This window comes from Microcoleus sp. N9_A1 (assembly GCF_036701795.1).
Lineage (GTDB): Bacteria > Cyanobacteriota > Cyanobacteriia > Cyanobacteriales > Microcoleaceae > Microcoleus.
This window is the reverse complement of the sequence record NZ_JAUBRI010000010.1, coordinates 91,892-117,537: the sequence shown is the minus strand read 5'-3', so window position 1 is coordinate 117,537 and position 25,646 is coordinate 91,892. Positions and strand designations below refer to the sequence as shown.

Annotated in this window: 24 protein-coding genes; 13 read left to right on the top strand and 11 right to left on the bottom strand. The window is 45.0% G+C overall.

The genetic code is table 11. The annotated features are described in order from the left end of the window. Positions 1-18: 18 nt before the first annotated feature. The 4 genes from QUA58_RS07170 (at position 19) to QUA58_RS07155 (ending at position 3,766) form a co-directional block, all read left to right on the top strand. Positions 19-246 (top strand): hypothetical protein, encoded by a 228-nt coding sequence (locus QUA58_RS07170; RefSeq protein ID WP_333393467.1) that lies wholly within the window; start codon positions 19-21, stop codon positions 244-246. Beyond that, positions 246-647: a type II toxin-antitoxin system VapC family toxin gene (locus tag QUA58_RS07165; protein ID WP_333393466.1), complete on the top strand. Its 402-nt coding sequence runs from the start codon at positions 246-248 to the stop codon at positions 645-647. The genes QUA58_RS07170 and QUA58_RS07165 overlap by 1 nt, the downstream gene beginning before the upstream one ends. Positions 648-845: 198 nt before the next feature. Next, positions 846-2,513 (top strand): AAA family ATPase, encoded by a 1,668-nt coding sequence (locus QUA58_RS07160; protein WP_333393464.1) that lies wholly within the window; start codon positions 846-848, stop codon positions 2,511-2,513. Between the two features lie 56 nt (positions 2,514-2,569). Next, entirely contained in the window at positions 2,570-3,766 is a 1,197-nt protein-coding gene (locus QUA58_RS07155) for a 5-methylcytosine restriction system specificity protein McrC (RefSeq protein WP_333393463.1), read from the top strand. Positions 3,767-3,857: 91 nt separating this feature from the next. On the opposite strand, the gene QUA58_RS07150 is transcribed toward QUA58_RS07155, so the two are convergent. Continuing rightward, positions 3,858-4,862 carry a phosphoribulokinase gene (locus QUA58_RS07150; RefSeq protein ID WP_333393462.1) on the bottom strand — a complete coding sequence of 335 codons (1,005 nt, stop codon included), beginning with the start codon at positions 4,860-4,862 and terminating at the stop codon, positions 3,858-3,860. Positions 4,863-5,452: 590 nt separating this feature from the next. Here QUA58_RS07150 and petH point away from each other — a divergent pair. The 3 genes from petH to QUA58_RS07135 all read left to right on the top strand — a co-directional run bounded on the left by petH (position 5,453) and on the right by QUA58_RS07135 (position 9,200). Further along, the gene (petH, locus tag QUA58_RS07145) at positions 5,453-6,658 is read left to right on the top strand and encodes a ferredoxin--NADP reductase (RefSeq protein WP_333393461.1); all 1,206 of its coding nucleotides are present in this window, start codon (positions 5,453-5,455) and stop codon (positions 6,656-6,658) included. 302 nt (positions 6,659-6,960) lie between these two features. Then, the gene (locus tag QUA58_RS07140; protein WP_333393460.1) at positions 6,961-8,277 is read left to right on the top strand and encodes a homoserine dehydrogenase; all 1,317 of its coding nucleotides are present in this window, start codon (positions 6,961-6,963) and stop codon (positions 8,275-8,277) included. A gap of 86 nt (positions 8,278-8,363) precedes the next feature. Beyond that, positions 8,364-9,200: a hypothetical protein gene (locus QUA58_RS07135; protein ID WP_333250383.1), complete on the top strand. Its 837-nt coding sequence runs from the start codon at positions 8,364-8,366 to the stop codon at positions 9,198-9,200. 17 nt (positions 9,201-9,217) lie between these two features. Here QUA58_RS07135 and QUA58_RS07130 read toward each other — a convergent pair whose 3' ends face one another. From QUA58_RS07130 to QUA58_RS07100, 7 genes are all read right to left on the bottom strand, one after another. Then, positions 9,218-9,694 (bottom strand): hypothetical protein, encoded by a 477-nt coding sequence (locus tag QUA58_RS07130; protein WP_333250385.1) that lies wholly within the window; start codon positions 9,692-9,694, stop codon positions 9,218-9,220. A 117-nt stretch (positions 9,695-9,811) separates the two neighbouring features. Beyond that, on the bottom strand, positions 9,812-10,018 hold the full coding sequence (locus QUA58_RS07125; RefSeq protein ID WP_333276494.1) for a hypothetical protein: 207 nt from the start codon (positions 10,016-10,018) through the stop codon (positions 9,812-9,814). 106 nt (positions 10,019-10,124) lie between these two features. Continuing rightward, positions 10,125-11,009 carry a PhzF family phenazine biosynthesis protein gene (locus tag QUA58_RS07120; RefSeq protein WP_333393459.1) on the bottom strand — a complete coding sequence of 295 codons (885 nt, stop codon included), beginning with the start codon at positions 11,007-11,009 and terminating at the stop codon, positions 10,125-10,127. Positions 11,010-11,340: 331 nt separating this feature from the next. Then, on the bottom strand, positions 11,341-12,888 hold the full coding sequence (gene trpE, locus QUA58_RS07115) for an anthranilate synthase component I (RefSeq protein WP_333250389.1): 1,548 nt from the start codon (positions 12,886-12,888) through the stop codon (positions 11,341-11,343). A gap of 141 nt (positions 12,889-13,029) precedes the next feature. Then, the gene (locus tag QUA58_RS07110; RefSeq protein ID WP_333393458.1) at positions 13,030-13,893 is read right to left on the bottom strand and encodes a GNAT family N-acetyltransferase; all 864 of its coding nucleotides are present in this window, start codon (positions 13,891-13,893) and stop codon (positions 13,030-13,032) included. A 172-nt stretch (positions 13,894-14,065) separates the two neighbouring features. Next, the gene (locus QUA58_RS07105; RefSeq protein WP_194012030.1) at positions 14,066-14,491 is read right to left on the bottom strand and encodes a photosystem I reaction center subunit II PsaD; all 426 of its coding nucleotides are present in this window, start codon (positions 14,489-14,491) and stop codon (positions 14,066-14,068) included. A gap of 299 nt (positions 14,492-14,790) precedes the next feature. Then, a complete protein-coding gene (locus QUA58_RS07100; protein ID WP_333393457.1) occupies positions 14,791-15,291 on the bottom strand; it encodes a peptidoglycan-binding protein in 501 nt (166 codons plus the stop codon). Positions 15,292-16,338: 1,047 nt separating this feature from the next. On the opposite strand from QUA58_RS07100, the gene QUA58_RS07095 reads away from it, so the two are divergent. Beyond that, a complete protein-coding gene (locus QUA58_RS07095) occupies positions 16,339-16,530 on the top strand; it encodes a hypothetical protein (RefSeq protein ID WP_333393455.1) in 192 nt (63 codons plus the stop codon). A 52-nt stretch (positions 16,531-16,582) separates the two neighbouring features. On the opposite strand, the gene QUA58_RS07090 is transcribed toward QUA58_RS07095, so the two are convergent. The 3 genes from QUA58_RS07090 to QUA58_RS07080 form a co-directional block, all read right to left on the bottom strand. Further along, positions 16,583-18,604, bottom strand: coding sequence for a DICT sensory domain-containing protein (locus tag QUA58_RS07090; RefSeq protein WP_333393454.1), 2,022 nt, complete (start codon positions 18,602-18,604; stop codon positions 16,583-16,585). A gap of 678 nt (positions 18,605-19,282) precedes the next feature. Next, the gene (locus QUA58_RS07085; protein ID WP_333250396.1) at positions 19,283-19,594 is read right to left on the bottom strand and encodes a DUF2973 domain-containing protein; all 312 of its coding nucleotides are present in this window, start codon (positions 19,592-19,594) and stop codon (positions 19,283-19,285) included. A 158-nt stretch (positions 19,595-19,752) separates the two neighbouring features. Further along, entirely contained in the window at positions 19,753-20,082 is a 330-nt protein-coding gene (locus QUA58_RS07080; RefSeq protein WP_333250397.1) for a DUF2605 domain-containing protein, read from the bottom strand. Positions 20,083-20,616: 534 nt separating this feature from the next. On the opposite strand from QUA58_RS07080, the gene thrS reads away from it, so the two are divergent. The 5 genes from thrS to QUA58_RS07055 all read left to right on the top strand — a co-directional run bounded on the left by thrS (position 20,617) and on the right by QUA58_RS07055 (position 25,416). Continuing rightward, on the top strand, positions 20,617-22,443 hold the full coding sequence (thrS, locus tag QUA58_RS07075; protein ID WP_333393453.1) for a threonine--tRNA ligase: 1,827 nt from the start codon (positions 20,617-20,619) through the stop codon (positions 22,441-22,443). A gap of 112 nt (positions 22,444-22,555) precedes the next feature. Next, a complete protein-coding gene (locus QUA58_RS07070) occupies positions 22,556-23,344 on the top strand; it encodes a DUF4058 family protein (protein WP_333393452.1) in 789 nt (262 codons plus the stop codon). 30 nt (positions 23,345-23,374) lie between these two features. Beyond that, a complete protein-coding gene (locus QUA58_RS07065; protein WP_333250403.1) occupies positions 23,375-24,160 on the top strand; it encodes a DUF4058 family protein in 786 nt (261 codons plus the stop codon). A 143-nt stretch (positions 24,161-24,303) separates the two neighbouring features. Continuing rightward, positions 24,304-25,098 carry a DUF4058 family protein gene (locus QUA58_RS07060; RefSeq protein WP_333393451.1) on the top strand — a complete coding sequence of 265 codons (795 nt, stop codon included), beginning with the start codon at positions 24,304-24,306 and terminating at the stop codon, positions 25,096-25,098. 96 nt (positions 25,099-25,194) lie between these two features. Further along, on the top strand, positions 25,195-25,416 hold the full coding sequence (locus tag QUA58_RS07055) for a DUF3285 domain-containing protein (protein ID WP_194012213.1): 222 nt from the start codon (positions 25,195-25,197) through the stop codon (positions 25,414-25,416). Positions 25,417-25,646: the final 230 nt, after the last annotated feature.

Here is a 25,646-nt window from a genome sequence, read left to right as displayed (position 1 = left end):
AATTGAAACATAAAAAACATGACTTTTGAGGCGGTTTTAAATCTTGTTAAACACTTGTCTCTAGCCGAAAAGTTACGATTGATTAAGTGGATGGTTCCTGAAATAGAACGAGAATTAGTTGTTCGGCCCGCTCCCCGCAAATCATTGTGGGGTTTATGTGCTGACTTGGGAATTGCACCCTCTGTCGCTGATATAGATGAAGTTCGCAGCGAAGAATGGGCGAATTTCCCAAGGGAGGATTTCTAATGCTGCGTGCTGTAGCTGATACTCATGCTATTATCTGGTATATCTTTGCCGATTCACGACTTTCGGTGACTGCTAGAACGACAATAGAAGAGATAGCTGCCGAAGGAAATCAGGTGGTTTTTTCATCAATTATATTAGCAGAAATTGTCTATCTGAGCGAGAGAGGGCGGATTAATTCAACTACTCTCGATCTATTCTTGAGAGAAGTTGAGAGCGATGGTTCCTTATTGGTTGAAATTCCTTTCGATCGCATTATAGCTTTAACTTTAAGGCAAGTTGACCGATCGCAAATTCCCGATTTGCCCGATCGCATTATTGCTGCTACTGCTTTGTATCTTAATGTACCCGTTATTAGTCGCGATCGCCGGATTCAATTATCTAGTATAGACACAATTTGGTAAATCTTAGTCACTCGGCGCAAGTTTAAATTTTCCGGGAACAGTTGTTAGAGGTTTTGCCTGTGTTACTGGTTTGGGAGGGCTATTGATGTGGGTAAGGATGGTGGGTGCGATCGCATCTCAGATATCTGGTGTCGGAAAGGGCGATCGGCTACAATAATTTAAGAACAACAATTGAGTCCCCTTAAACATACAGAAAAAATGGCAAAAATTTTTGTACATCCTGAATGTCCTTTTTCAGTAGAAACATTTAACTTATTGGCACAATTTTATGAAAATCCCAACTCAGATTTTTACATAGCACACAAAAAAAATTTTTTAAAATATGTAGAAGAGCCATTAAAGTATATTTACAGCCAGGTAGAAGAGCAGTTGCCTGATTTTATTAAAGAATATATAAATGTCAAACGTGAGGGGTTTGGCTCTATTAATGAAATAGGTAATTTGGAATCGACAGCCTACAGTATAATTTTTGATTTAAAAGATATCATTTCTACTGTGCATTGTATAAGTCGTGCTCAGTTAATGCTGAATCTTGAAAACCAGAAATTAACTTTTGGTTTTTCTTCTGAAAGTAACGATTTTGAGGCAGTAAAAGAATTTCGCCTACTGCCTTATATAGATGATGATATGATCGAACTCTTTAAACGTTCTCAACTTCCAAAAAATTATAGCTTCTGTTTGACTCAGAAAGCAACTGATTTTAAATTCACTAACTGGGATTTTAATTCCAGAATGGAACCCGCAAAAAATGTTTATGAACTATTAGAAAACATTTTCACTGAGTCACCTGGTATTCTACCATATGAAGTTAACATAGAACTTACTAAAATTCAGGTTCAAATCTCACTTGAATCACAAAAAATATTAGGATCTTCTGCTAATGGCTTAATTAGGAAAATAGGACAAACATTTAAAAAACTATTTCCATTGTTTTTGATTTTCAATTTTTACGATGACAATAATTATTTTACTCCAATTATTCTCAGTGAATATTTGTCAGTATATGAAAAGGAATTTAATCCAGTGTATCAACTACAAGAAATTTCCGAAACTACTGGTTTTCAAACAACCCAACTAACCCAATGGATACACACCATTAACCGCAAAGGCCAAACCATCATTCAAGGCCCGCCCGGAACCGGAAAAACCTTCCTTGCCCAAAAACTCGCCCAACACTTAATCGGCGGGGGTGACGGTTTCTCAGACACGATCCAATTTCATCCAGCTTATACTTATGAAGACTTTATTCAAGGCCTCCGCCCCCAAAGTCAAGACGGGCAATTAACTTATCCCATAGTTCCCGGTAGATTCCTAGAATTTTGCGAAAAAGCCGAAGCCTGTGAAGACATTTGTGTTCTGATTATTGATGAAATTAACCGTGCAAATTTATCTCAAGTCTTTGGCGAGTTAATGTACCTCCTAGATGACCGACCCGACACAGAGCGCTTTATTACACTAGCCAGCGGTAAACAGTTTAGAATCCCTACAAATGTCCGCATCATCGGCACAATGAACACCGCAGACCGTTCTATTGCCTTAGTTGATAATGCACTCCGTCGCCGCTTCGCATTCATCTCTCTTTCTCCTAACTATGAAGTCCTGCGACAGTATCACCAGAGAGAGGAAACAGGTTTTCCAGTTGAAAAATTAATTAGTATTCTAGAAAAACTCAATAAGGAGGTAATTAAAAACAAACACTATGAACTAGGCATCTCTTTCTTTTTGACCAACCCATTAAATGAAGATATTATAAAAGACATTTGGGAAATGGAAATTGAGCCATACCTCGAAGAATACTTCTTTGATAACCTGGAAAAAATGGATGAATTTCTCTGGGATAAAATTAAAGACAAATTGAGCAATTGATAATCTAACGCCGTCATTAACGCCGAGACAGTGGCCTTACTGCATCCACCACAATTATGAAACCAGAATCCAGCCGACCTATCGAACTTACAGAATATCAATTAGCAACTTTTGAACAAGATTTTATCCCCGAATCAGTAGGAGATAAAATATATATGAATTATGCCAAGGAGATAGAGATAGAATTTCCCAACCGTAAAACAAAATATCAATGGCACTTAAAATCTAAAGGCAGAGTGGGCAACATTCCCATCACTCCAGAATTTCACATCGCCATCCGCCCAAAGGTTTCGATAAACAACCTCTTCGGAATGATTGACTATGCCTACAACCTTAAGATAAAATTTCCCCAAGGATCGATTCAGTGCCAATCTTTACAAGAAAGTTACGAGAGATTAGCTAACATTCTTGCCCAAAAAATTCTAGAACGCTGTCGCAAAGGATTATATCGCGATTACTTATCCAAAACCGAAAGACTCGCCTACATTCGCGGCCGCGTCGATTTGCGGTCAGCCCTGCAAAAACCTTGGGATGTTAAACTAAAATGCTACTATAACGAACAAACAGGCGACATCGAAGACAATCAAATACTCGCTTGGACACTTTTCATCATTGGCCGCAGCGGTTTTTGCCGTGAATCTGTTTCATCCACTGTGCGAAAAGCCTTTCACGCACTCCAAGGATTTGTTACATTAAAACATTTTAAATCAGAAGCTTGCATTGATAGAAATTATCACCGTTTGAATCAAGATTATCAACTTTTACACGCCTTATGTCGATTCTTTTTAGATAATACAGGGCCGAGTCACGAAAGTGGCGATCGCGAAATGCTCCCTTTTCTCATAGACATGGCTAAATTATATGAACAATTTGTCGCTGAATGGCTCAACGTAAATACACCAAAAGGCTTTTTTGTCAAACAACAACACCGAGTCACACATGACAAAATTTATTTCGATAAGATGGACTTAATTTTACGCGATATAGAAACAAATGAAATCCTGTATGTCCTGGATACAAAATACAAAGCTCCCGATAAAGTAGAGAATACGGATCGTAATCAAGTAGTTACCTACGCAACGCTACTAAACTGTAAAAATGCAATTCTCATCTACCCTCAAAATCTCAAAGCGCCCATAGACCAACAAATTGGTGATATCCGAGTTCGCAGTCTAACTTTTTCTCTAGATAGCAACCTCAATGAAGCCGGAAAAACCTTCTTAACCTCTCTACTTCCAAACACCTTCCCCTAACTCTACTCTGCGCCCTCTGCGCCCTCTGCGGTTCATTTATCCACAAAAAAAGAGGCGCAATTGCGCCTCCCAAATCTTTCATGTCAGGGTTCTAAACACTAACAGCCACTTTCGCTTCCTTCGCAGTCAACTTCTCGTAAGTCGCCCGCATCTTCAATCCGACTAACACTTGGAACAAACCAGTTCCATTGTTGGAACCAGGATATTCGCGGTGCTGGAGTAACAGGTGAGTTAACTCGCCTTCATACTTCGCCGAAGTCTTGCTCAAATGGCTTTCGATGTAAATAACTTCTTCGAGATTCTCGAACTGACCATCTACTTCCAAAATCGAGACTTCGTGACCGTAAAAAGCATCAGGCCCGTAGTACATCTTAATTCCGGGATAGGAACAAGTCAGCTTGCGGCCGCAAGGAACCCAGTTAATTGTTGAACCTTCGTCAAACAAATACGCAGGTTCAAAATTGGCGACGCCTTCGCGCTGGATCATTTGCACGCGCAGAACTTTCCGCTCTTTGTCATCTTTGATCAAGTTGGTCGGCAACACTTGAATTACCACATCAGCATATTGCTTTTGCGGGTCGATGTAGGCGGTGAAATCTGGTTTGCGAGCGTTGATTGCAAACAGCACGTCTTCGTAACGGTGGCCCCGTTCTGCCATGTCGCGCTGGATTTTCCAAGCAATTTTTACCTCGTCGCTGATGTCGAGGTAGACGCTGAAGTCGATGAGCGATCGAACTCGCTCGTCGTACAGGGGGTGCAGCCCCTCAATCACAATCACATGATTCGGCTCTACCCGCTCAGGAGGATCGAGCAGACCGGTTTCGTGGTTGTAAATCGGCTTGTCGATCGCGTGACCTTCTTTGAGAGCCTTCATTTGCTCAGCCATCAGGTCAAAATTGTTTGCTCTGGGGTCAAGGGCTGTAATCCCTGTTTCCTTGCGCTGCTTGCGATCGAGACAATGATAGTCATCGAGGCAGATTACAGTAACGAAATCTTCCCCGAACAAATCTGTCAATCGGCGTAAAAAAGTAGATTTTCCGCATCCGGAATCTCCGGCAACGCCAATTAAAACCACGCGATCCGGCTTACTGGTCATAGTTTCCCTCTAACAAAATCACTGTTTACTAACTAACTCAAGTCTAGATTCCACAAAATTTCAGCCCGCAGGTAGCGGCAAGCAGGCTTTGTGCTGCTGTGCTACCCCGAGACGATCGAGTTCTCACCAGCATACAGCAGTGAGTTGACTGCCTGCCCGGGCAGACCCAAGCAATCTTCAAGGCAAGTAATTAATACTAACTTTAGTGGTTAATCTTACCAGAAGGCGTTCGCCCCCTACAAGCTCAACCTCATTAAAACTGCTCGAATCTTCCTTTCTCTGGTGGGGCGCTCCCCAAATCACAATGACTTATCGGGGCAGATCCCCCGATCGGGTAAAATATTGGCAGTACGCAGACAACAATAGCTATAGGTCAACAGCCGAACGCAAAGCGGGCTCGGTGAGCGCGGCGTTCGGCTAGTAGGGATTTGATAACGCGAGCGATCGCAACTTCAACACTCCCGCCCGCGTGGCGAGGCCCAAAAATTGGCGCGGCCAATTAGTCCCGATGGCCTTAAGAAAAAAGTAAATTGAGTCTAACGTCACATTCTCTTTCTTTATAACTCTGTATCGTGAAGGACAAGCAACAAATGTACAGCCCAAGCATATCTGGTGTTGCGGCAAACTCAGAATCAGGCAGCCGCATCTTTGTTTACGAAGTGGAGGGTATGCGTCAGAGCCAAGCAACTGACCAAACAAGTCACCCGATTCGCCGTAGTGGCAGCGTATTTATCTCCGTGCCCTACGATCGCATGAATCAAGAAATGCGAAGGATTATTCGCATGGGTGGCAAAATAGTCAGCATTCGTCCTTTAAATGGCGCTCCCGAAACTAATGGCAAAGTCGCACCAGAAGCAGGGCTACAGAGTCAGAAATCTGGAGAAAAAACTAAGCCCATGACTCAAGCCAAGGAAAAAGTTCAGGTTCCTGTTAACCTCTACAAGCCGGCCAATCCCTATATTGGTAAGTGCATTTCTACAGAAGAAATGGTCAGAGAGGGCGGCGAGGGCACAGTCCGCCACGTCAAATTTGACATTTCTGGAGGCAAGTTACACTATCTCGAAGGTCAAAGTATCGGGATTATTCCCGATGGGACGGATAAAAACGGCAAACCTCACAAAATTCGGCTTTACTCGATCGCCTCCACCCGTCACGGAGACGATGTAGACGACAAAACAGTCTCTCTGTGCGTCCGCCGCCTAGAGTACAAAAGCCCAGAAACTGGCGAACAAGTGTTCGGTGTTTGTTCAACTTTTCTCACCGGTTTGCAACCTGGAGATGATGTCAAAATCACCGGTCCCGTAGGCAAGGAAATGCTGTTGCCCGACGACGAGGAAGCCACCGTGATTATGATGGCTACCGGTACGGGTATTGCTCCTTTCCGCGCTTATTTGTGGCGGATGTTTAAAGAAAATAATCCCGATTACAAGTTCAAAGGTTTAGCTTGGCTGTTCTTTGGAGTTGCTTACACTCCCAACATTCTCTATAAAGAAGAGTTGGAACAATTGCAGCGCGAGTTCCCCGATAATTTCCGCTTGACTTATGCCATCAGCCGCGAGCAAAAGAGTGCTGACGGCGGCAAGATGTACATTCAAACCCGGATTAAAGAGAACGCAGACCAATTGTGGGAATTGGTTCAAAAGCCGAATACTCACACTTATATCTGCGGTTTGAAGGGGATGGAAGGCGGAATTGATGAGGGAATGTCGGCCGCGTCTAGCAAGCACGGTGTTGACTGGGCTGGCTATCAGAAACAGTTGAAGAAAGAGCACCGTTGGCACGTTGAAACTTATTAATGTGTTACCTGATTTAATCTGATTTGTAGGGTGGGCTTGGCTCGCCCTACAATTGTTTTTAGGGCAATTATATCCGACTTGTAATATCATTTCCGGTTACACCGGAATGATGTTGACTGTTGACGGTTGACAGTGAACAGTGAACAGTGAACAGTGAACAGTGAACTCGAATTTACTATTCCGATGCTAACGGATTTGATATAAGGTAGGGAATTCGTACCCTACAATACTATTTTGATTGCTCCGGTACAGGAATAGCCTACAATGGTTGTGGCTTAATTGAGTTTCAACGGGTCAAAGTCGTGGCTTTCAAAATTGGTTTGCTAGGTTTGGGTACAGTTGGCGCGGGAACAGCAGAGATTTTGCTCTCCCCAGATGGCCGCCATCCGCTGTTGCAGGAATTGGAAATCTATCGGGTGGGAGTGCGCGATATTTCTCGAACTCGGTCTTTACAATTGCCAGAAAATGTGCTGACAACTGACCTAGAGGCGATCGCCACTGACCCGGAAGTTGATATTGTAGTAGAACTGATTGGCGGATTGGAACCGGCGCGATCGCTCATTCTGCAAGCGATCGCCAACGGGAAGCACGTAGTCACCGCCAACAAAGCAGTTATCGCCCGCTACGGTAGTGAAATCTTCGACGCGGCTAACGAAAAAGGCGTTTATGTGATGTTAGAAGCTGCTGTAGGCGGTGGCATTCCAGTCATTCAAACCCTCAAACAATCTTTAGGTGCAAACCGCATCAAAAGTGTGACCGGCATCGTTAACGGCACAACTAATTACATCCTGACGCGGATGCAGAGTGAAGGTGCAGACTTTGCCGAAGTGCTCGCGGACGCTCAGCAATTAGGTTATGCTGAAGCTGACCCTACAGCGGATGTAGATGGATTAGATGCGGCTGATAAAATTGCTATTTTAGCCTCGCTAGCTTTTGGCGGACGCATCAAATTAGCCGATGTTCACTGCGAAGGTATCAGACAAGTTAGTGCGGCGGATATTGACTATGCCGATAAGCTAGGATTTGTGATTAAGTTGTTGGCTATTGCTGAGGAAAAATCCCTAAGTTCCAAGCAAAATGGGGATGAAGAAGCGGAACTCCTCTCGATTCGAGTGCATCCTACTTTTGTGGCGAAGACTCATCCGCTGGCGAGTGTCAACGGTGTTTACAATGCAATTTTAATCGAGGGAGAGCCGATCGGGCAATTGATGCTGTACGGGCGCGGTGCGGGCGCGGGGCCCACAGCTAGCGCGGTGGTATCGGATATTTTGAATGTGGCGGCAATCCTGAAAACCGAAACTGTTCCGATTCCCCATCCTTTGCTGAGTTGCACTCATCAACACTACTGCAAAATTGCTGAAATGCAGGAACTTGTGACTCGGTTTTACGCCCGTTTTCTGACGCGCGACTCTCCGGGGGTAATTGGTAAACTAGGGACTTGTTTTGGCAACCACAAAGTTAGTTTGGAGTCCATTGTGCAAACTGGAATTCACGGCAATTTAGCAGAAATTGTGGTGGTGACTCACGATGTGAGGGAAGGTAATTTTCAGCAAGCGCTTGCTGAAATTCGGGCGATGGAAGCTGTCGATAGTATTGCGAGTACCTTGCGAGTTTTGTAAGAATTCCACAAGGTTAATAGTCAGGACTTTAGTCCTGACTATTAACCTTTTTTAGATTGTTTTTAGTTTAGTACGGATCAATACAATTGGATTTTGTCGATCGCCCTACAGGAAGGCACTTGCTAGATGCTATCTACGAAAAGTTTGCCAAACCCCAACTACACGATACTTTCAAACCCAGCAATCCGTCAATTTACGTTCGGCACGAGCTAGGGCAAGTTGTGGATGGAAATTATATCATAGAAAAAGTCTTTGAAGACTCTGGTACTGGTTTTTATGCTGAAAGTCGCCTTCCCGTTTCTGGGAACAATCCGCCCGTGCTCGTGATTCGCGGCTACGGTTCTTGGTATCCTTTCGAGCGCGTTTTGGAAGATACGCCCGATGTATTTATGGCAAAACTAGAACGCCAATTAAAATCGGCGAAAACTGCGGGTGCTATTGATTGGATAAAACAGCAATTTCACAGCGGAAATCCGCCGGATGTCATCGGAGAAAGTTTGGGCGGCAAAGTTGCTCAGCAAATAGCCGCAAAATACCCGGATTATATTAGATCCACTGTAATTTTTAATTCTTTGGGGGTTTCGGAAAAGTTAGCTAAAACTTCCACCGCTAACAATGTTTTTCACTACTTTACTTTAGGCGAAAGGTATGCTTTCTGGGCAAATGAAGGCGATTACATACCGGGAACAATTTTTGTGATTTCCCAGAAAGGGGAAAACTGTTGTTACAAGCTAGAAGAGGCGATCGTCCGAATGGCGCGTTTTGAAGGCAAGTTTCTCAAAAGGCGCGCGATTGTGGCAATATTGGCTCAGTTGCTTTTGGTAAATAGACACAATGCGATCGTCCTCAACAAGAAAAAGCCGGTAGTCGTTCAGATCGATCGCGCTCAATTACAAACTTTCCGAAAAAGTCGCTTTGTTTAAACTCAGACCAAATTGCTTCAGGTAGCAGAGGGCTGATTTTCCCGCGCTGCGGCGGCGAGTACCAGACAAAGTGCCGCTATCGCTTTTTCCCACTCTTCCTTAACCGCGGCGGGTTCAACCTCATCAAAAGTGCTAACTAAGCGAGGGATCGATCTTTCTAATGCTTTGCTGGGAATCGATTTGTGCAATTCAACTAAACGAGTTAAACTTTCTTGATTCTTCAAAAAACCCACTACCCATTTAGTAGTATGATCGGGACTGTCCGGGACATTTTTAATTCCTAGTTCTGTTTGCAACCAGTCGTAAAAAGGCGGCAGCTTTTTCGCTAAAACAGCTCCAGCAGTGGGTAAAGTTTCTTTGAGCAAAGCAGTATCGAGACTCCCCAAAACTTGATTTAACTCCGGTGATTCCAGCAAGGTAGTTAATGGAAGCGAAAGCAGCGCTTCTGAATCTTCAGGGGATACATTTAAAGTCCGCGAAAATGTTTGCAGCATGGGAAAGTATTTGGTATGGATGACTTTTTCACTGTAACAATAACAGCCCACACTGAATATGAGCTACCTCATATTCAGCAATTTTGATGGGAAATAATTAAATTGAACTCATTTTTTTTAGGCTAGCAATTCATCGACGGCAATACTAAAAACAAGCAAAACTATTTGAGTGCTGACAACTTCACCTCTTGCAAATAAAAGTCTCTGCTGTTGAGTAATACCAATTTTATAAAGATGTGCTGATGAAGTCTTAGCCCCCCCGAACTCGCGGGGGGGTTGGGGGGGAATATCTAGCGCTACTTTATGAAATTGGTATAACAACAATCAACTGACTCTCAGAAAGTAGATTTCTTGACAAGAACTATTGAAAAAATTTATACATATCTGCGTATATCTGCGTTCATCTGCGGTTAAGAATTTGGCATTAAATCTAAACAAATTCTCCTTTCGCCACCATCACCACCTTACCACCAACCAAAACTTCTATTTCTTCCTGATTTTTTTGAGCTTTCAGCAACAACAAAGAAGGTCTATTAATCTCATAACCTTGTTCGACTCTCACATCAATCTTGGCTTCCCCACAATAACCATATTCTACCAAATATCCAGCCAAACAGCCATTGGCACTGCCCGTCGCCGGGTCTTCGGGAATTCCTAGGGAAGGGGCGAAAACTCGGACGCTTAAATCATTAATGTCGCTGTAGGTTTCCGGGCAGAAAATTAAAATTTCTTTGGCTTCTGTGGTATTAATCAGTTCAAAATATTTGTCTAAGTTAACTTGAGCTTTTTTGAGCGCTGCGAGGGTTTTTAACGGTACAATGATAAACGGCACTCCAGTGGAAACTTCTTGAATCGGGAATTTTAAATCAATTTCATCGACTTCTAAATTCAGGATGCTGGCGATAGTTTCGGCTGATAAAACTTGACCGAATGTTGGCGGGTTTTGTCGCATCCATAAAATATCTGCGGATTGATTGTGATAATTAAAGGTGACAGGAATTTGACCGATCGCTAAATTGAGCATTACTCGATCGACCTTTTCGCCAATTATCTCTTGCTGCAACACAAACGCAGTGCCCAACGTCGGATGACCGGCAAAGGGCAATTCCTTCTTGGGCGTGAATATCCGCACGTCGTAGCCGTTATTTCGCCGATCGGGCGATCGAATAAACGTGGTTTCAGAATAATTGATTTCCCTCGCTATCAGCAGCATTTCGGCCTCTGAGAGCTCGGCAACTCCAGCGCCGCAAAATACAGCTAGCTGATTGCCAGCATATTTTGACTCGGCAAACACATCAACTATATAAAAATTCATATTTTCCTCTTGCAACAGTAGTTTTTAGTCAGGAGTTTTCAGAAACCGGGTTTTTTACGACAATACTTCGTTTTCACCCTCAAATTATCTAAAAAACCCGGTTTCTTTGGTTGTACGCGCTCACAAAGCCTTCCTTCTTCCATCTTCCTGATGACGTTGTACGGAAAGCAGTTGTCAGTTGTCAGTTGTCAGTTGTCAGTTGTCATTAGTCATCAGTCAGTTGCCAGTTGCCAGTTGCCAGTTGTTACCAATAACAAATAACAAATAACAAATAACTACTGACTGATGACTAATGACTAATGACTTCTTCCTTCTTCCTTCTTCCTTCTAATTACTTCAAACAGCGAATTGCCTGCAACATACCCCTGGCTTTATTCAGAGTTTCTTCGTACTCCAGATCCGGGTTAGAATCTGCCACCAAACCAGCACCGGCTTGCACAGAAACCGAATGTTTATCGCCACCCTGCGATTGAACAACCATAGTCCGAATTGCGATCGCGCTATTCAACTGTCCTTCAAAATCATAATACCCGTAAACCCCAGAATAGGGGCCGCGACGGCAACCTTCTAACTCGTGCACAATTTCCATCGCGCGAATCTTCGGAGCACCGCTAACCGTACCCGCAGGAAAACCAGCTTTCAACAAATCCCAAGCTGTCTTATCCTCGGCCAATTCTCCCACTACATTGCTCACAATGTGCATCACATGAGAATAACGCTCAATTCCCATTAATTCATCAACTTTGACAGTACCATTTCGGCACACTCTGCCTAAATCATTTCTACCCAAATCAACTAACATGACGTGTTCCGCAATTTCCTTCGGATCTTGCAGCAATTCCGCAGCCAAAGCATCATCTAGTTCGGGAGTTTTTCCCCGGCGGCGCGTGCCGGCAATCGGCCGCAAAGTTGCAATCTTTTTGCCGTCGGCAGTGTTTTCTGCCTTCACCATAATCTCAGGACTAGAACCGATAATCTGCCAATCTCCGAAATTGAAATAAGCCATGTACGGAGAAGGATTAATTAGACGCAAAGAACGGTAAAGTGCAAAAGGATCGCCGCTATATTCCGCCTCCAGCCGCTGCGAAATTACTACCTGAAAAATATCTCCGGCTGTGATATAGTCCTTGGCTTTCAAGACATTTTCACAATACTTGTCGCGGGTGATATTGCTGGTGTAAGCTAATTCTGTATTTTCATTTGTGGAGCCGACATCTTGCTCGTCCCTCGGCGGAGTCCATTCTATGAGAGTAGATTGCTGGGAAAGCGGGGATTGCAGCTTATTTACTAACTGAGAAACGCGATCGCACGCCGCCCCATAAGCCTCGGCCAAATCAACGCCAGTCTCCCGCAAATCCGCATAGGCGACGGCCCAAATTTTGCGCTTCACCTGGTCAAAAATCAGCAAATTATCAACCTGCATCCACAACCCATCCGGCAAATCGTTTTCTGCAGCCGGATGGACGGGAACTCGCGGTTCAATCCACTTAATTAACTCGTAACCCCAAAAACCGAATAACCCGCCAATTCCCGCTGGTAATTGTGGCAATTTTACTGGTTTGTAGGGCTGCAAACACTCGTTTAATGCTGCAAACGGATCGCCGGCAAATACTTTTTGGGAACCGTCGCGGTAAACTTGAGTTGTGCGAGATCCCCTAGCCTCCAAAATCCACAGCGGATCGCACCCTAAGAAACTATAACGCCCGATTTTCTCCCCACCTTCCACCGACTCCAGCAGAAAACTGTAGGGTTGACCGGCACAAACCCGATACCACGCAGACACTGGCGTATCCAAATCAGCAACCCATTCTTGATACACGGGCACAAAATTGCCTTGTTTAGCCAGTTCTGAAAATTGTGAGAAGTCGGGAAACATCATATATAGCAGTTGACAGTTGACAGTTGACAGTTGACAGGAATCAAATTGGAGAGCGATCGCTTGGGGATCTCAGGGGTTTCTTCATGAGGTGCTTTATGTCAATACCTTGAATGGCGGTTGCTATACTAACTTTACTTGCAATCAATAAACAAAAGACGGAAGCCAACATCCCTCCGGCGACCGATACTCGCCCACTGCCATCACCGCCATCGGTTTGACGGCGCGCAGCCCGGATTGCAAACACCAACGAAACAAACTTGCGTACCTCAGCGGCAAGTGAAAAGAAAGCAATTCTTCGGAACTGTACGCAGCAGCCCCCAAGAGCAAAGCCTGCATATCCGCTTCACTTTCCGCGACGCTGTGGCCCAAAGCCGACACCGCACAAGTATAAGCCACAATCCGATCTTGTTTGCAAGTAACGAAGGGAGAAAAGAAATTCAGGGCGTCTTCAATCTCCGAAGTTCGATCGCACCCGCATACTTTTTCGCACAAAGCCTGACATTCGCCCACATCCTCACCAGTCAGCGGCCGCACCTCAAACCCATACTGCGGCTGGCTGCGAAACTTCCCCTCCATTAACACGAAAGGTTCCTTCACCTCAAAACCCAGAGAAGCGTACAGCGACAGCGAAGCCATATTAAAAGATTCCTGAACCAAACGGATGCCTGCCGCGTCTTTTCCCCGTTCTAGCACGGCTTTCATGATTTCCCGTCCCGCGCCGCGGCCCTGAAAAGCTCGATCGACACTGACGGGCCCGATACCACGAATCGGGTTGCGTTCGTCCATAAAACCGCAGCCGACAACCGCACCATCACTCTCAGCTACGATGCCAAAAAAAACCGGACTTTCGATAAAAAGGCTAATAATCTCAGTTGAGAAATCCTGCGTCGGAAAATCTGTGTTAGGGAAGAAATGGCGATCGGAAATATCTTTAAAAGCTTCATAAGTAATGCCAGCGCAAACATCTATATCCTCATGAGTTGCTCGCCTGATTACCAGATTCATGGTTAATTTAATTATTAATTTTTATTAATTTTTAATCGCATTTGAAGTTTGCAGTGGCGATTGGGCGATCAAAAAAAGCTTCTGCCGTCCAAGCGCTACTACAAACTATAAAATGCAAGCTGAGCTTTTCAGGAAATACTACCCGAAAATAGCTCAGCGATTAGCTCAAAACCTAAACTTCGTAGGTTTTTTTACCAGTGAACTTGACCTTAATCGGATTGGGATTGCTACCAATATTGCGGTCAATCTTACCGACGTAAGGACGACCTTCGTTCACCTTCTCAGGGAACACGCCATCCTTGGGATGCAGGTACTCATTAGAACCGTCGGGAAATACGCGGTAGATTTTGTAGTTCGAGATTTTGAATTTCGCCCGCAGTTGCTGGCCGCCCAAAGCGATGCACTGCTCCTTCCGGGGCAGATACAGCAAGTTGTCGCCTTGACGCATGATTGCAGCGCCGCCTGTAGGCATTTCAAACACCTGTTCCTTGGGGCTAGTCCAAGTGATCGCGTACTTCTCTTCAACTAGCGCCTTGGTCAGCAAGCCGCCGGTGCTGCCGCCGAAGATTGGGGGTTGTCCAGTGAGTTCTTCTGCCATAAACATATCCAAAGGATTTTTACGGCATCGTATCATCATGAGGCGACACGGCTGTCGAAATTGTAAGGAAAGTTAACAGTTTTTTGGCGATCGATCTCTTCTGATAATTGATAATTAGTAATTAATAATTGATAATTGGTAATTTCCACCAAAGTTAGAAAACAAAATTAGGCAGCACGAATCCCGAAAAAATAATCAAAAAAAAACAGCAATTATTCTGGTGCTTGTGGGGCACCCGAATAATCGCACATTCCCCCAATTTCCCCCCACACACGATCGAACAATTTACCGTGCCAACCCTAAGTCAAGAACCTATTAGGGTCATAGCCACGCGGAATTTGGCTCAAAGCAGTCCAAGTTTCTTGATCGACAATCCCGTCGGCCTCAATCCCAAAGCTTTTTTGAAATGCGCGAACAGCTTTGTCCGTCAAAGTAGCAAAGTCGCCGTCAATTCTACCACCATAATGGTTGGAAGTTTTGAGAACTTCCTGAACAGTAGCGACTGCTTCCCCAGAACTGCCGAATTTGAGTACCGGCATATTAACTGGAGCAGAAGTATAAAGCGCCTGCCAAGTCAGCGGCCCGACAATACCGTCCGGCGACAAGAAAACCCGAAACTGAAACAGTTTCACAGAAAAATCAACTGCTTTGTTAAAAATTCCTTTAGCAGGATGCCGATAAAGTTGTAACTTGGTTAGCAGTTGTTCGAGTTCCAATACCGCTTTACCTTGAGAACCTAATTGTAGTTGTGGCTTTTTGGCCATAGGTTGAGTAGATTTCATCTGGGTTGTAGGTGACATAATCGATTTTCCTAACCTCTAGGTTTGAGTATTCTTCTGGAAAAAAACTTTTTCCGGGCGAAACATTTGCATTCTCAATTTTTCACGAATCAACACTGGCGTCGGCAGTGCCTCAACAGATTCGAGCGACTTTTACCATCTCACGACTTGTGGACAGGAGACTTATACCACTTGAGATTTTAGATTTTAGATTTTAGATTTTAGATTCGGCATGACTGATTACTATCGGGGTTTGCAGCTTACCTACAGTTGGATTATTTTTTTTAAACTGGTATTAATTTTCGGCAGCCTCCCTAGGTATTCTGTCGCCAAACCGGGTTGAAGACGGCAAGCGCATCCTGAATCTGCTTTGATACTTTTGATTTTAAAGCTGAACACCGCGTGGCCACATCACCTTTAAGGCTGATCTCACAGGGTGAGAAAGGGTGTAGCAGCGGAGGCTGGTTCTGCAGTGAAAACTTTTCTGTGCTATCGTGTCTCGGTCGATCGATTAAGTCGATCGATACTTGCGCGCTCAGACGCTCACAAACCCGGTTTTTTAACTTTGTTCGAGGGCTTTAAGCAAGTATTTTCTTAACAGTTGACAGTTGACAGCTTGCCCTGAGCTTGTCGAAGGGTTGACAGCTTGCCCTGAGCTTGTCGAAGGGTTGACAGCGAAGTTTTTAGGCAGGGGATTTAAGCCCCTGCCTAAAAACAATCCACCTAAAGGTGGGGGCTTAAATCCCCTGTGCTTTTGTTACCTGACCAAACCGGAAATAATCCACATGATTTTGATTCGCATTGCTGACAGCCGACTGGAAATGCCGGAATCATATCAATTCCGGTAGTATCGGAATAGTAAAATCCAGTCAACAGCGATGCCATGAGCGAAGCCGAAGGGTCAACAATCACCGATGGTGCAACCGGAATTGATCTAATTTATCTGCGTTAATCTGTGTTGCATCTGCCCTCATCTGCGGTGAAAAAAAGAGAATGTATTAACCGCAGATGACACTGGATTGACACTGATTCACGCAGATGAAAAGAAGCGAGATAGGAATAATTCCGATGCTAACAGATTTGATATCAGTCAGAGCAAAATTGTTTACGGCATTTTTTACAACTAAAGCAGCAGGCAAAGGTACGGGATGGGGACTGTCTATTGGCTATCAGATAGTAACTCAAAAATATTGGGGAACTTGGAAATGTTTGTCATCGCTAGAAGGTGGAACAGAGTTGGCGATCGGTATTCCAATTTAGGATAGACTGAGGGGTAGTTTGCAGTCATTATTAATTAGTCATTAGTGATTAGTCATGAGTTAACACTTGTCAATTGATTCTCAACAGTGGGAATAGTAAAGTGAAATTCACTTCCTCGGTCTTTTCCTGCGGAATCCACCCAAATTTTACCGCCCCAGCCAGCAACAATCTGCTTGCAAATTGCCAATCCCAAACCAGTACCGCCGGCGCTGCGGCGCAAAGCTCCTTCTTCTTGATAAAATCGATCGAACACTACTTTTAAACTGTTCGCCTCTATTCCCCTCCCCGTATCGGCTACGAGCACTTCCACCATCCGAGAACCATTGTATTTCGCTTGCACTGTCACGCTTCCTTGAGGTGTGGTGAATTTGCAAGCGTTGTCTAGCAGTTTGGAGAGCACCTCCACCAACCACTCTCCGTCAGCTTGCACTAAAGGCAATTCTGCGGACACTTCGGCGATAATTTCCGGTAACTCTCGATCGAGTCCGCCGCCCGATCGCACGCTGCTGAGGGCCAAATCAACGCATTCTTGCAGCGTCAGCGATTCTACATTCCATTTAACTTGTCCGCTTTCTAGGTTAGAAAGTGTTAAGAAATCCTGCACCAGTTTCCGCATTCTATCGGCATCACCTAGGGCAGTTTCTAACATGATTTGCCGCAATTCTTGGGGCATATCTGGCTCCGAGTTCAGACTTTCTAGACATACTTGAATCGTCGAAAGTGGAGTTCGGAGTTCGTGTCCGGTGATGGCTATGAGATTGCTGCGAGTGCGGTCTAATGCTTCTAATTGTTGGTTGAGTTCTTCTAAATGAGCGTAGGTTTCTGCTTGAATTAAGGCCGCTCCGAGTTGGGTGGCGATCGCCTCTACTAAAGCAATTTCGTCTTCTTCCCAAGGTAAAACCGATCGGCACTGGTGCATTTCCACCATTCCCAAAACCCGCCCCTGATAAAGCACTGGCACCATTAACCAAGAGACTATTTGCCAATTTTTTACAGTTTTTTTCAGGAATTTTGTATTGACAATCAACGGGTGTTGTACTGTGTCTTGAATGTAAACACGCTCTTGCCGCGCCACCGCGTCGCTCCATATTTGATTTTCCTGCAACAGCCAAGTCTGCTCCAGCACGGAACTAGCGCCAGGAGCCAAAAACTCGCGATCGATTTTGACTGCAATATCTGTGGCCTTGCACCGATAAATCAAACATCGGCTTGCCGACAGGGCAGTTCCCAGTTCTTGCACTGCGACTTCGACGATTTCTTGTGGGTTGAGAGACTGGCGCATTGCGGTGGTAATTAAGTTTACCAGGCGTTCTTTGCGTTCCTGAGCGGCGATGGCGCTGTATGCTTTGAGCAGTTTGTGCTGGCCTGCTTGCAAGTAGGTTACTAAGCGTTCGGTAAAAGCATCGCTCAATTTGGGATTGGGAATTTTTGAGTTTTTTCCCCTACTTATGTCGGGTTTGGCGGCTTTGGAAGTGGCGGATTTCCTCGTTTTTTTCGGTGTTTTGACTAGCTTGTAAGTAGTTCGGGCTCGATCGATCTTTTCGGCCAATTCCGGGCGATAATTGACAATTCTATCGAGCAACAATGCGGCAGCTTTGGAACTTACCTCGCGATCGAACGTCCAAATTCCTTCAAATCTGCGAGCTTGATCCATCAACAGTGGCCCGTGATCGTCCTGGTTGTCGATCGGCACAATTTTTTCTTGACAAATCAGGCAAGTTGAGTAGTTTTGCCCCAGCACCACTAAGTGCCACTCTTTACTTAATCCGTCCTCCGGTGCAAACGCCACAGTTTCGTGATGTTCTGAGGAGTTTTTAAACTCAGTTTCCGGTGATGATAGCACGTATACCTGAGAAGATAGAGCGGCAATTCGTCGATAGCGGTGAGCTTCATGGCGGTAGAAGCGCTCTTGCTGAAAGCTGGCAATGACTAGCGGTTCGTCGTCAGAACCCGCCAAAACTAAGTCTTCCATCGCGTGAGACAGGGCTGTCATGGAAGATTTGAAATAAATTTGTGCCCGCAGTTGGGGCAAAGCTCGCAGAAGTTCTGCCAGTAGCGAAATAGGGACGATCATCTAGCCTTAAACGTGCATTTTTGCCGATGACAAAACAGGATCGATAGGAGGTTTAGAGCGATCCCTTTTCAGTATCTGATACATTTATGCTTCATAACACGACTGTTTAAGTCATATCATACTAGCCATATCATTTAGACGAATCTAAGCAGAGGTATGCCTCCAAGACCTTGAGTTCATCCCAAAGTCACCTGTTTTTACCTCTAAGTTTTGACGCTAACTCATCTATTCAGGCTGGGATTTGGGCGTTAGCACTCTTACCATTCAGACTTGTTAGGCACCGCTTGCGGATCTCTTGCATTATACTATTCTTGAGCTATTTGATATCAGTGCCATCTGTATCGGTTTTTGGCGAACCGGTTTTTGGCGATCGATCTGGCTAATCGGCAATTAAACTTTCAAAAATCCCAAATAATTGGCCATTAGTTAAAAACTAACGGCCAATTATTTTGAGGACTTATATCCAATCTGGTTAGATTCGGAATAATGCCAAGGGTGCGAGCATCGTCGCGAGATATTAAGCTCGCACTGAAATCGGAAAATTATTATTCCGTTGAAGCGCGGAAACGATTTTCACCAAAATCTATGAAGAAAAAGGGTTTCGGACACCTAGCGTGTAAGTCCTATTTTTTTTTTGAGGCATAGCGCCTGAGTATAAATGCTGTGACTGTCGTTGTATCAGGCTAGTTCGCCCCCTTCGTCGCTGCCGCCCGGAGATGATTTGTAGAGAGCATCTAATTGTTCGCGCGCGTCTTGCACAGTCAGCGAACGCATCACTAACAGCGGCTCGTTGACTATGTTGCCGTGCTCGTCTAAAAGTTCTGGATGCGGTACCGATTGAGAGCGAGGATAGGATGGGTAGGGATTATTTGCCCTGAACTGTTGAGGGCGCTGGGACTCCATACCAACGGTGACTAGACTGCGGATTAAGTTACCGACTGCCAGAAAGGCAAGAACGGTAAAAGCTAAAATATAAAGCAGGTGCAACATTATCTTCTTCTCCGGGCTAAACAGCCACACAGCAATTTACAAAAATGTTTCAGCAAGTAATAACTTATTAACTGGAAATCTGTTTGAGCTTGTCAAGTGGGCCGCCACATTTCCAAAAGTTTGGGATTTAACTGCAAGTTTAACTTGAACTCGCTTCCTTATTTTCCTGGGGGAGCTGACTGCCATGAGCGAAAGCGCGACGATACTTGCCAGGATTCGGCGAGCAGTCTGTGCCACGGCATCAGTGCTGCTGTTTCAATCCCAACTTGACCTCCGGTTGCTTGAAATAGAGCTTTAGCAGCGCCTACTTCTTGCTGAGCCTGTTTGACTCGCGCCAGCAAGTCAGATTGATCCTCGTCGCCCAGAAAGGGAATTTCCTCAGTTTCTAAGAGGTTTGCCGATCGATCGAACCAGTAATTGAAATCCTCTAACAGCGGTTCCAGTAACGCTTTGAGCAATTCTGGCTCGGGCAAATTGGAATTAAGCATGGATCAAAATTGGGTTATTTATCTATTATAGTCTTAGACGGTCTTAACAAATTGTAACATACTTTTAACAAAAATTCAATAATTTAATAACAATTAGCAGGTGGGTGTGAATAAATTTAACTGTGCCAGCAGCGATTTTTGAGTCGAAATCCCCAAATTATGGGAAATATCGGCTCAGACAGCGTGTGTATAGCTGAAGGCTCTGTTATACAGAAAACAACAAAAGCAACTGTTTCAAAATTAAGAAAGTCCACAGGTATCAACTTAAGGTCAAACGCACTACCCGTCTGCTGTCTGACGATGAGGCCGCCGATCCCCCCTAGCCCCCCTTCTTAAGGGGGGAACCGGAAATGATGATCAAAGTCCCCCTTCTTAAGGGGGATTTAGGGGGATCTAGACTCAGCTAAAAGCGAGATTTTTGAAGTATTCTAGTCTGAAGTTGACACCAATAGCCCCAGCCGGAAGTCGGCGCTTGCTGTCCCAATCTGAGTAAGATAGAAGCAACTGCAACTAAATTAATTGCTAATTCAGCCGATGTCTAGCTCAGAATCCATGTCCGCTCCAGAAGAGTCCGTTAAGATTGAGTTGCCCCGCACGAGTGAGTCGGAGGCACTAAAAAAAATTCGCCACACCACCTCCCACATTATGGCGATGGCGGTACAGAAGTTATTTCCCAAGGCTCAAGTCACAATTGGCCCTTGGATTGAAAATGGTTTCTATTACGATTTTGATTGCCCCGAACCTTTTACTGAAAAGGATCTCAAGGCAATTAAAAAAGAAATGATCAAAATCATCAACCGCAAATTGCCTGTAACTCGCGAAGAAGTCAGCCGCGAGGAAGCAGAACGCAGAATTAAGGAGATTAATGAACCTTACAAATTAGAAATTTTGGCAGGTTTGATTGAACCGATTACTCTTTACCATTTGGGTGACGAATGGTGGGATTTGTGCGCTGGGCCCCATTTGGATAATACCAGTGAAATCAACGGAAGGGCGATCGAGCTAGAAAGTCTCGCCGGAGCATACTGGCGCGGCGACGAAACCAAAGCCCAGTTGCAGCGCATTTACGGCACAGCTTGGGAAACACCCGAACAGCTAGAAGCTTACAAGCACCGCAAAGAAGAAGCCCTAAGACGAGATCACCGCAAATTAGGCAAAGAATTAGGCTTATTTATTTTTGCCGATGCGGTTGGCCCCGGTTTGCCTTTGTGGACACCGAAAGGCACGATTCTGAGAAGTATTTTAGAAGATTACTTGAAACAAGAACAAATCAAGCGCGGCTACTTGCAAGTTGTGACACCGCACATTGCTAGAGTTGATTTGTTCAAAATTTCTGGACACTGGCAGAAATACAAAGAAGATATGTTTCCGCTGATGGCTGAAGACGCAGAAGCGGCAGCAAACGAACAGGGTTTTGTGATGAAACCCATGAACTGCCCTTTTCACATTCAAATTTACAAAAGCGAACTGCGTTCCTATCGCGAATTGCCGATGCGCTTAGCCGAATTCGGCACAGTTTACCGCTACGAACAATCGGGAGAATTGGGCGGTTTAACCAGGGTGCGCGGCTTTACGGTGGATGATTCCCACTTGTTTGTCACGCCGGAACAGTTGGATGCTGAATTTTTGAGCGTGGTGGATTTGATTCTGTCAGTGTTCAAGAGTTTGCAACTCAAGAATTTTAAGGCGCGTTTGAGTTTCCGCGATCCAGAAAATTTAGAGAAATACATCGGTTCCGATGAAGCTTGGGAAAAGGCGCAAGGTGCCATCCGCCGCGCGGTGGAAACTTTGGGAATGAATTATTTTGAAGGAATCGGAGAAGCGGCTTTTTATGGGCCGAAACTCGATTTCATTTTCCAAGATGTGTTGGATAGAGAATGGCAATTAGGAACTGTTCAGGTAGATTACAATTTGCCAGAACGTTTTGATTTGGAATACGTTGCTGAAGATGGGACTCGCAAGCGCCCGGTGATGATTCACCGCGCTCCTTTCGGTTCTCTGGAGCGTTTGATCGGGATTTTAATCGAACAGTATGCGGGGGATTTCCCGATATGGTTAGCGCCGATTCAGGTGCGGTTGTTGCCTGTTAGCGAGGAGTTTTTGCCATTTGCTAAGGAAGTGGAGGCGAGGATGAAGGCGCTGAATATTCGGGCGGAAGTTGAGAGTAGCGAGCGTTTGGGTAAGTTGATTCGCAATGCTGAGAAGGATAAAATTCCGGTGATGTGTGTTGTGGGTGCTAAGGAGGTTGAGGCGAATAGTTTGAATATTCGGACTCGTGCTGCTGGGGAGTTGGGGTCGATTTCTCTTGATGAAGCTATGGGGAGGTTGCAGGCTGCTATTAGCAGTTATGGTGATTTTTAGGGGAGTTTTTTAACCGCAGATGCACGGGGATTAACGCAGATGATTGTTTGATATTGTCTGCGTTTTTCTAATCTGTTTGCTAAAATGATAGTAATCAATGGGAGGTACGATTATGCCTAATCCATTTCCGGGGATGAATCCCTATTTAGAACATCCTGATTTTTGGCCAGAAGTTCATCATTTACTGATTAGTGCGATTAAAGAGTCGCTAACTCCGCAATTACACCCAAAATACCGCGTCGCTATTGAAAAGCGAATTTATGAAATTCCAGGTGAAACTTCTCTATTAGTAGGGATTCCTGATGTCTCTATCCAACAGAAACGCTATCGAACAAATCCAGTATCATCTAATATTGCTGTAGCTTCCCGAACTGTGGAACCTCTAAAAGTTAGAATCCCAGTGTCGGAAGAATTTCGGGAAGGATATTTAGAAGTAATCGACATGGCAACAAAGGAAGTTGTTACCGTTATTGAAGTGCTTTCACCTGCAAATAAACGCCGAGGGGAAGGTCGAGAAAAGTATGGCAGTAAGCGCAAGAAAATATTTGATAGCAGTACCCATTTAGTCGAAATAGACTTGTTGCGAGGTGGGGAACCTTTGCCAGTTTTGGGAGATTCCCATGAAAGCGACTGTCGTGTTTTAGTCAGTCGCAGCAATCAACGTCCGATCGCAGATTTATACTTATTCAACCTTCCCAATCCAATTCCTGCATTTCCCTTGCCTTTACGTCCAGAAGATGTAGAGCCTGTTTTGGATTTACAGGCGCTGATTAATCAAGTATACGATCGCGCGGGATATGATTTTGAAATCGATTATACCGCCGAACCCGTTCCTGCGCTGTCGGAAGCCGATGCTGCTTGGGCTGATGGTTTGTTGCGGGAGACTGGATTGAGAGGTTAATGTAGTGGAAAATTTCAACAATATATTACTATGCCTAATCCATTTCCGGGGATGAATCCCTATTTAGAAAGTCCTGACTTTTGGCGGGCGGTTCACAATCGGTTGATAGTGGCGATCGCAGATTTTTTGACTCCGCAACTGCTGCCTAAGTATTTAGTGGACATTGAACAAAGAATTTATCAAATCAGCGGGGAAGATGCTTTATTGGTCGGTATTCCCGATGTGGCCGTGCAGCGATCGCCAATTCCAGCAACTTCTAGCACTGGAAATGTTGCTGTCATGTCGCCGCCTGTGACGGCTGTGAGAGTGAGAGTGCCTACAACGGTGGAAGTTAGAGAAAGTTATTTGCAGGTAATAGAACAGGAAACTAAGAAAGTAGTTACAGTAATAGAAGTGCTTTCGCCGACTAACAAGCGCGGCAAAGGGCGGGAGATGTATGAGGAAAAACGGTATAAGGTGTTCGGAAGTCGATCGCACTTAGTGGAAATTGACTTGCTGCGAAGTTACCAACCTTTGCCTGTTTTTGGGAATGATATTGAGGGAAGTTATCGGATTTTGGTGAGTCGGGGAGATTGTCGCCCCGCGGCTGATTTGTATTTGTTTAATCTACCGGATGCAATTCCGGCTTTTCCTTTGCCTTTGCGCGGAGGCGATGTGGAACCAATTGTAGATTTACAAGCGTTATTAAATGGGGTTTACGATCGCGCCGCCTATGATTTTAGAATCGATTATACGACAGAACCGGTTCCTGCGCTGTCGGAACCGGATGCTGTTTGGGCTGATGCTTGGTTGCGGGAAAGGGGATTGAGGGGATGATAACAGTGGCTGGACGCATCAAAATCAAAGAAACCGGGTTTTTTGCGGTTTTTGCGGGCTGTAACGAAGTCTTGGAGCAAAAACCCGGTTTCTGGCCACCCGTGCATAAGTCCTAAGTAGCTAAATCAAGAGGAGTTAAATCAATGCCTAATCCATTTCCGGGGATGAATCCTTATTTAGAAAGTCCTGACTTTTGGCCAGAAGTACATAATCGGTTGATAGTGGCGATCGCAGATGCTATGGTTCCGCAACTGGTGCCAAAATATCGAGTGGCGATTGAAAAGCGAATTTATGAACTCAAGGGAGAACAATCTCTGTTAGTCGGAATGCCTGCTGATGTTTCTATCCTGTGCAATCCCGTTTCTCCAAATCCAAGTACATCGAATGTGGCTGTCGCTACACGAACTACTGAACCTTTGAAAATAAGATTGGCGATGTCTGAGGAGGTGAGAGAAGGGTATTTGGAGGTGATAGATATGGCAACTAAGGAAGTTGTGACGGTGATTGAAGTTCTTTCACCTGCTAATAAACGTCCGGGAAAAAGATGCGAAATGTATGAGGAAAAGCGGGATAAGATATTCGGAAGTCGCACTAATTTTGTGGAGGTTGATTTGTTGCGGGGTTGGGAACCTCTCCCGGTTTTGGACAATGATATTGCAGCTCATTATCGGATTTTGGTGAGTCGGAGCAATCAAAGACCTAGGGCGGATTTATACGTTTTTAATCTACAGGATGCGATTCCTTGTTTTCCTTTGCCTTTGCGCGCGGGCGATGTGGAACCAATTGTAGAATTGCAGGCGTTGTTGAATACAGTGTACGATCGCGCCGCCTATGACATTACTCTGGATTATACGGCCCAGTTAATGCCCCCGCTGTCCGAAGCCGATGCTGTTTGGGCTGATTCTGGCGTTGCGGGAAACCAGCCTCCTGCCGTCTGAGACCTAAAAAATCCTACACAAAACGTTACATTTTTGTTACCATCGTGGCGAGTCTGTCTTCAGCAGCCCCTCTGTTAACCTTCTAAACTAACCGCTATGAGTCAACCTCCCTCCACAACTCCCGCCTCCGAAGAGCTCGCCGCCGAAACTCCGACAGCGCCGACAAACAATGCACCTCCACCGAGTTATGTCAAGCTGGCGATGCGGAATATGGTTCGCAAGCGGGCGACTTCTTTGTTTCATTTTGCTTTGACGGCGGCTGGACTTTTGGGCGTACTCGTCGGTTTGGCTTTTCTCGATCGCTATTTCAACTCTTAGAACACCGGGCGCTGGAAACCTCGTCGATACACACACTCACGCGCCTGTGCGGGTTCCATAGCGGGCCCTTTGGGAGCATCTCATATTTGTAAAAACACTTCTTTTGACTCCTTCTTTCTTCCTCTTTCCTCCTGTCTCCTGTCTCCTGTCTCCTGCCTTCAATTTATAGCTTGGCTGCAAAAGTGAGATGCTCCCGGCCGTTTTGTCCGATCGCGCGATCGACCCGTTGC

Bases quoted from the DNA above. Each gene is read 5' to 3' on its own strand.
- QUA58_RS07170 (WP_333393467.1), top strand. From the start codon at position 19: ATGACTTTTGAGGCGGTTTTAAATCTTGTTAAACACTTGTCTCTAGCC.
- QUA58_RS07165 (WP_333393466.1), top strand. From the start codon at position 246: ATGCTGCGTGCTGTAGCTGATACTCATGCTATTATCTGGTATATCTTT.
- QUA58_RS07160 (WP_333393464.1), top strand. From the start codon at position 846: ATGGCAAAAATTTTTGTACATCCTGAATGTCCTTTTTCAGTAGAAACA.
- QUA58_RS07155 (WP_333393463.1), top strand. From the start codon at position 2,570: ATGAAACCAGAATCCAGCCGACCTATCGAACTTACAGAATATCAATTA.
- QUA58_RS07150 (WP_333393462.1), bottom strand. From the start codon at position 4,862: ATGACCAGTAAGCCGGATCGCGTGGTTTTAATTGGCGTTGCCGGAGAT.
- petH (WP_333393461.1), top strand. From the start codon at position 5,453: ATGTACAGCCCAAGCATATCTGGTGTTGCGGCAAACTCAGAATCAGGC.
- QUA58_RS07130 (WP_333250385.1), bottom strand. From the start codon at position 9,694: ATGCTGCAAACATTTTCGCGGACTTTAAATGTATCCCCTGAAGATTCA.
- QUA58_RS07120 (WP_333393459.1), bottom strand. From the start codon at position 11,009: ATGAATTTTTATATAGTTGATGTGTTTGCCGAGTCAAAATATGCTGGC.
- trpE (WP_333250389.1), bottom strand. From the start codon at position 12,888: ATGATGTTTCCCGACTTCTCACAATTTTCAGAACTGGCTAAACAAGGC.
- QUA58_RS07110 (WP_333393458.1), bottom strand. From the start codon at position 13,893: ATGAATCTGGTAATCAGGCGAGCAACTCATGAGGATATAGATGTTTGC.
- QUA58_RS07105 (WP_194012030.1), bottom strand. From the start codon at position 14,491: ATGGCAGAAGAACTCACTGGACAACCCCCAATCTTCGGCGGCAGCACC.
- QUA58_RS07100 (WP_333393457.1), bottom strand. From the start codon at position 15,291: ATGTCACCTACAACCCAGATGAAATCTACTCAACCTATGGCCAAAAAG.
- QUA58_RS07095 (WP_333393455.1), top strand. From the start codon at position 16,339: ATGCTAACAGATTTGATATCAGTCAGAGCAAAATTGTTTACGGCATTT.
- QUA58_RS07090 (WP_333393454.1), bottom strand. From the start codon at position 18,604: ATGATCGTCCCTATTTCGCTACTGGCAGAACTTCTGCGAGCTTTGCCC.
- QUA58_RS07085 (WP_333250396.1), bottom strand. From the start codon at position 19,594: ATGTTGCACCTGCTTTATATTTTAGCTTTTACCGTTCTTGCCTTTCTG.
- QUA58_RS07080 (WP_333250397.1), bottom strand. From the start codon at position 20,082: ATGCTTAATTCCAATTTGCCCGAGCCAGAATTGCTCAAAGCGTTACTG.
- thrS (WP_333393453.1), top strand. From the start codon at position 20,617: ATGTCTAGCTCAGAATCCATGTCCGCTCCAGAAGAGTCCGTTAAGATT.
- QUA58_RS07070 (WP_333393452.1), top strand. From the start codon at position 22,556: ATGCCTAATCCATTTCCGGGGATGAATCCCTATTTAGAACATCCTGAT.
- QUA58_RS07065 (WP_333250403.1), top strand. From the start codon at position 23,375: ATGCCTAATCCATTTCCGGGGATGAATCCCTATTTAGAAAGTCCTGAC.
- QUA58_RS07060 (WP_333393451.1), top strand. From the start codon at position 24,304: ATGCCTAATCCATTTCCGGGGATGAATCCTTATTTAGAAAGTCCTGAC.
- QUA58_RS07055 (WP_194012213.1), top strand. From the start codon at position 25,195: ATGAGTCAACCTCCCTCCACAACTCCCGCCTCCGAAGAGCTCGCCGCC.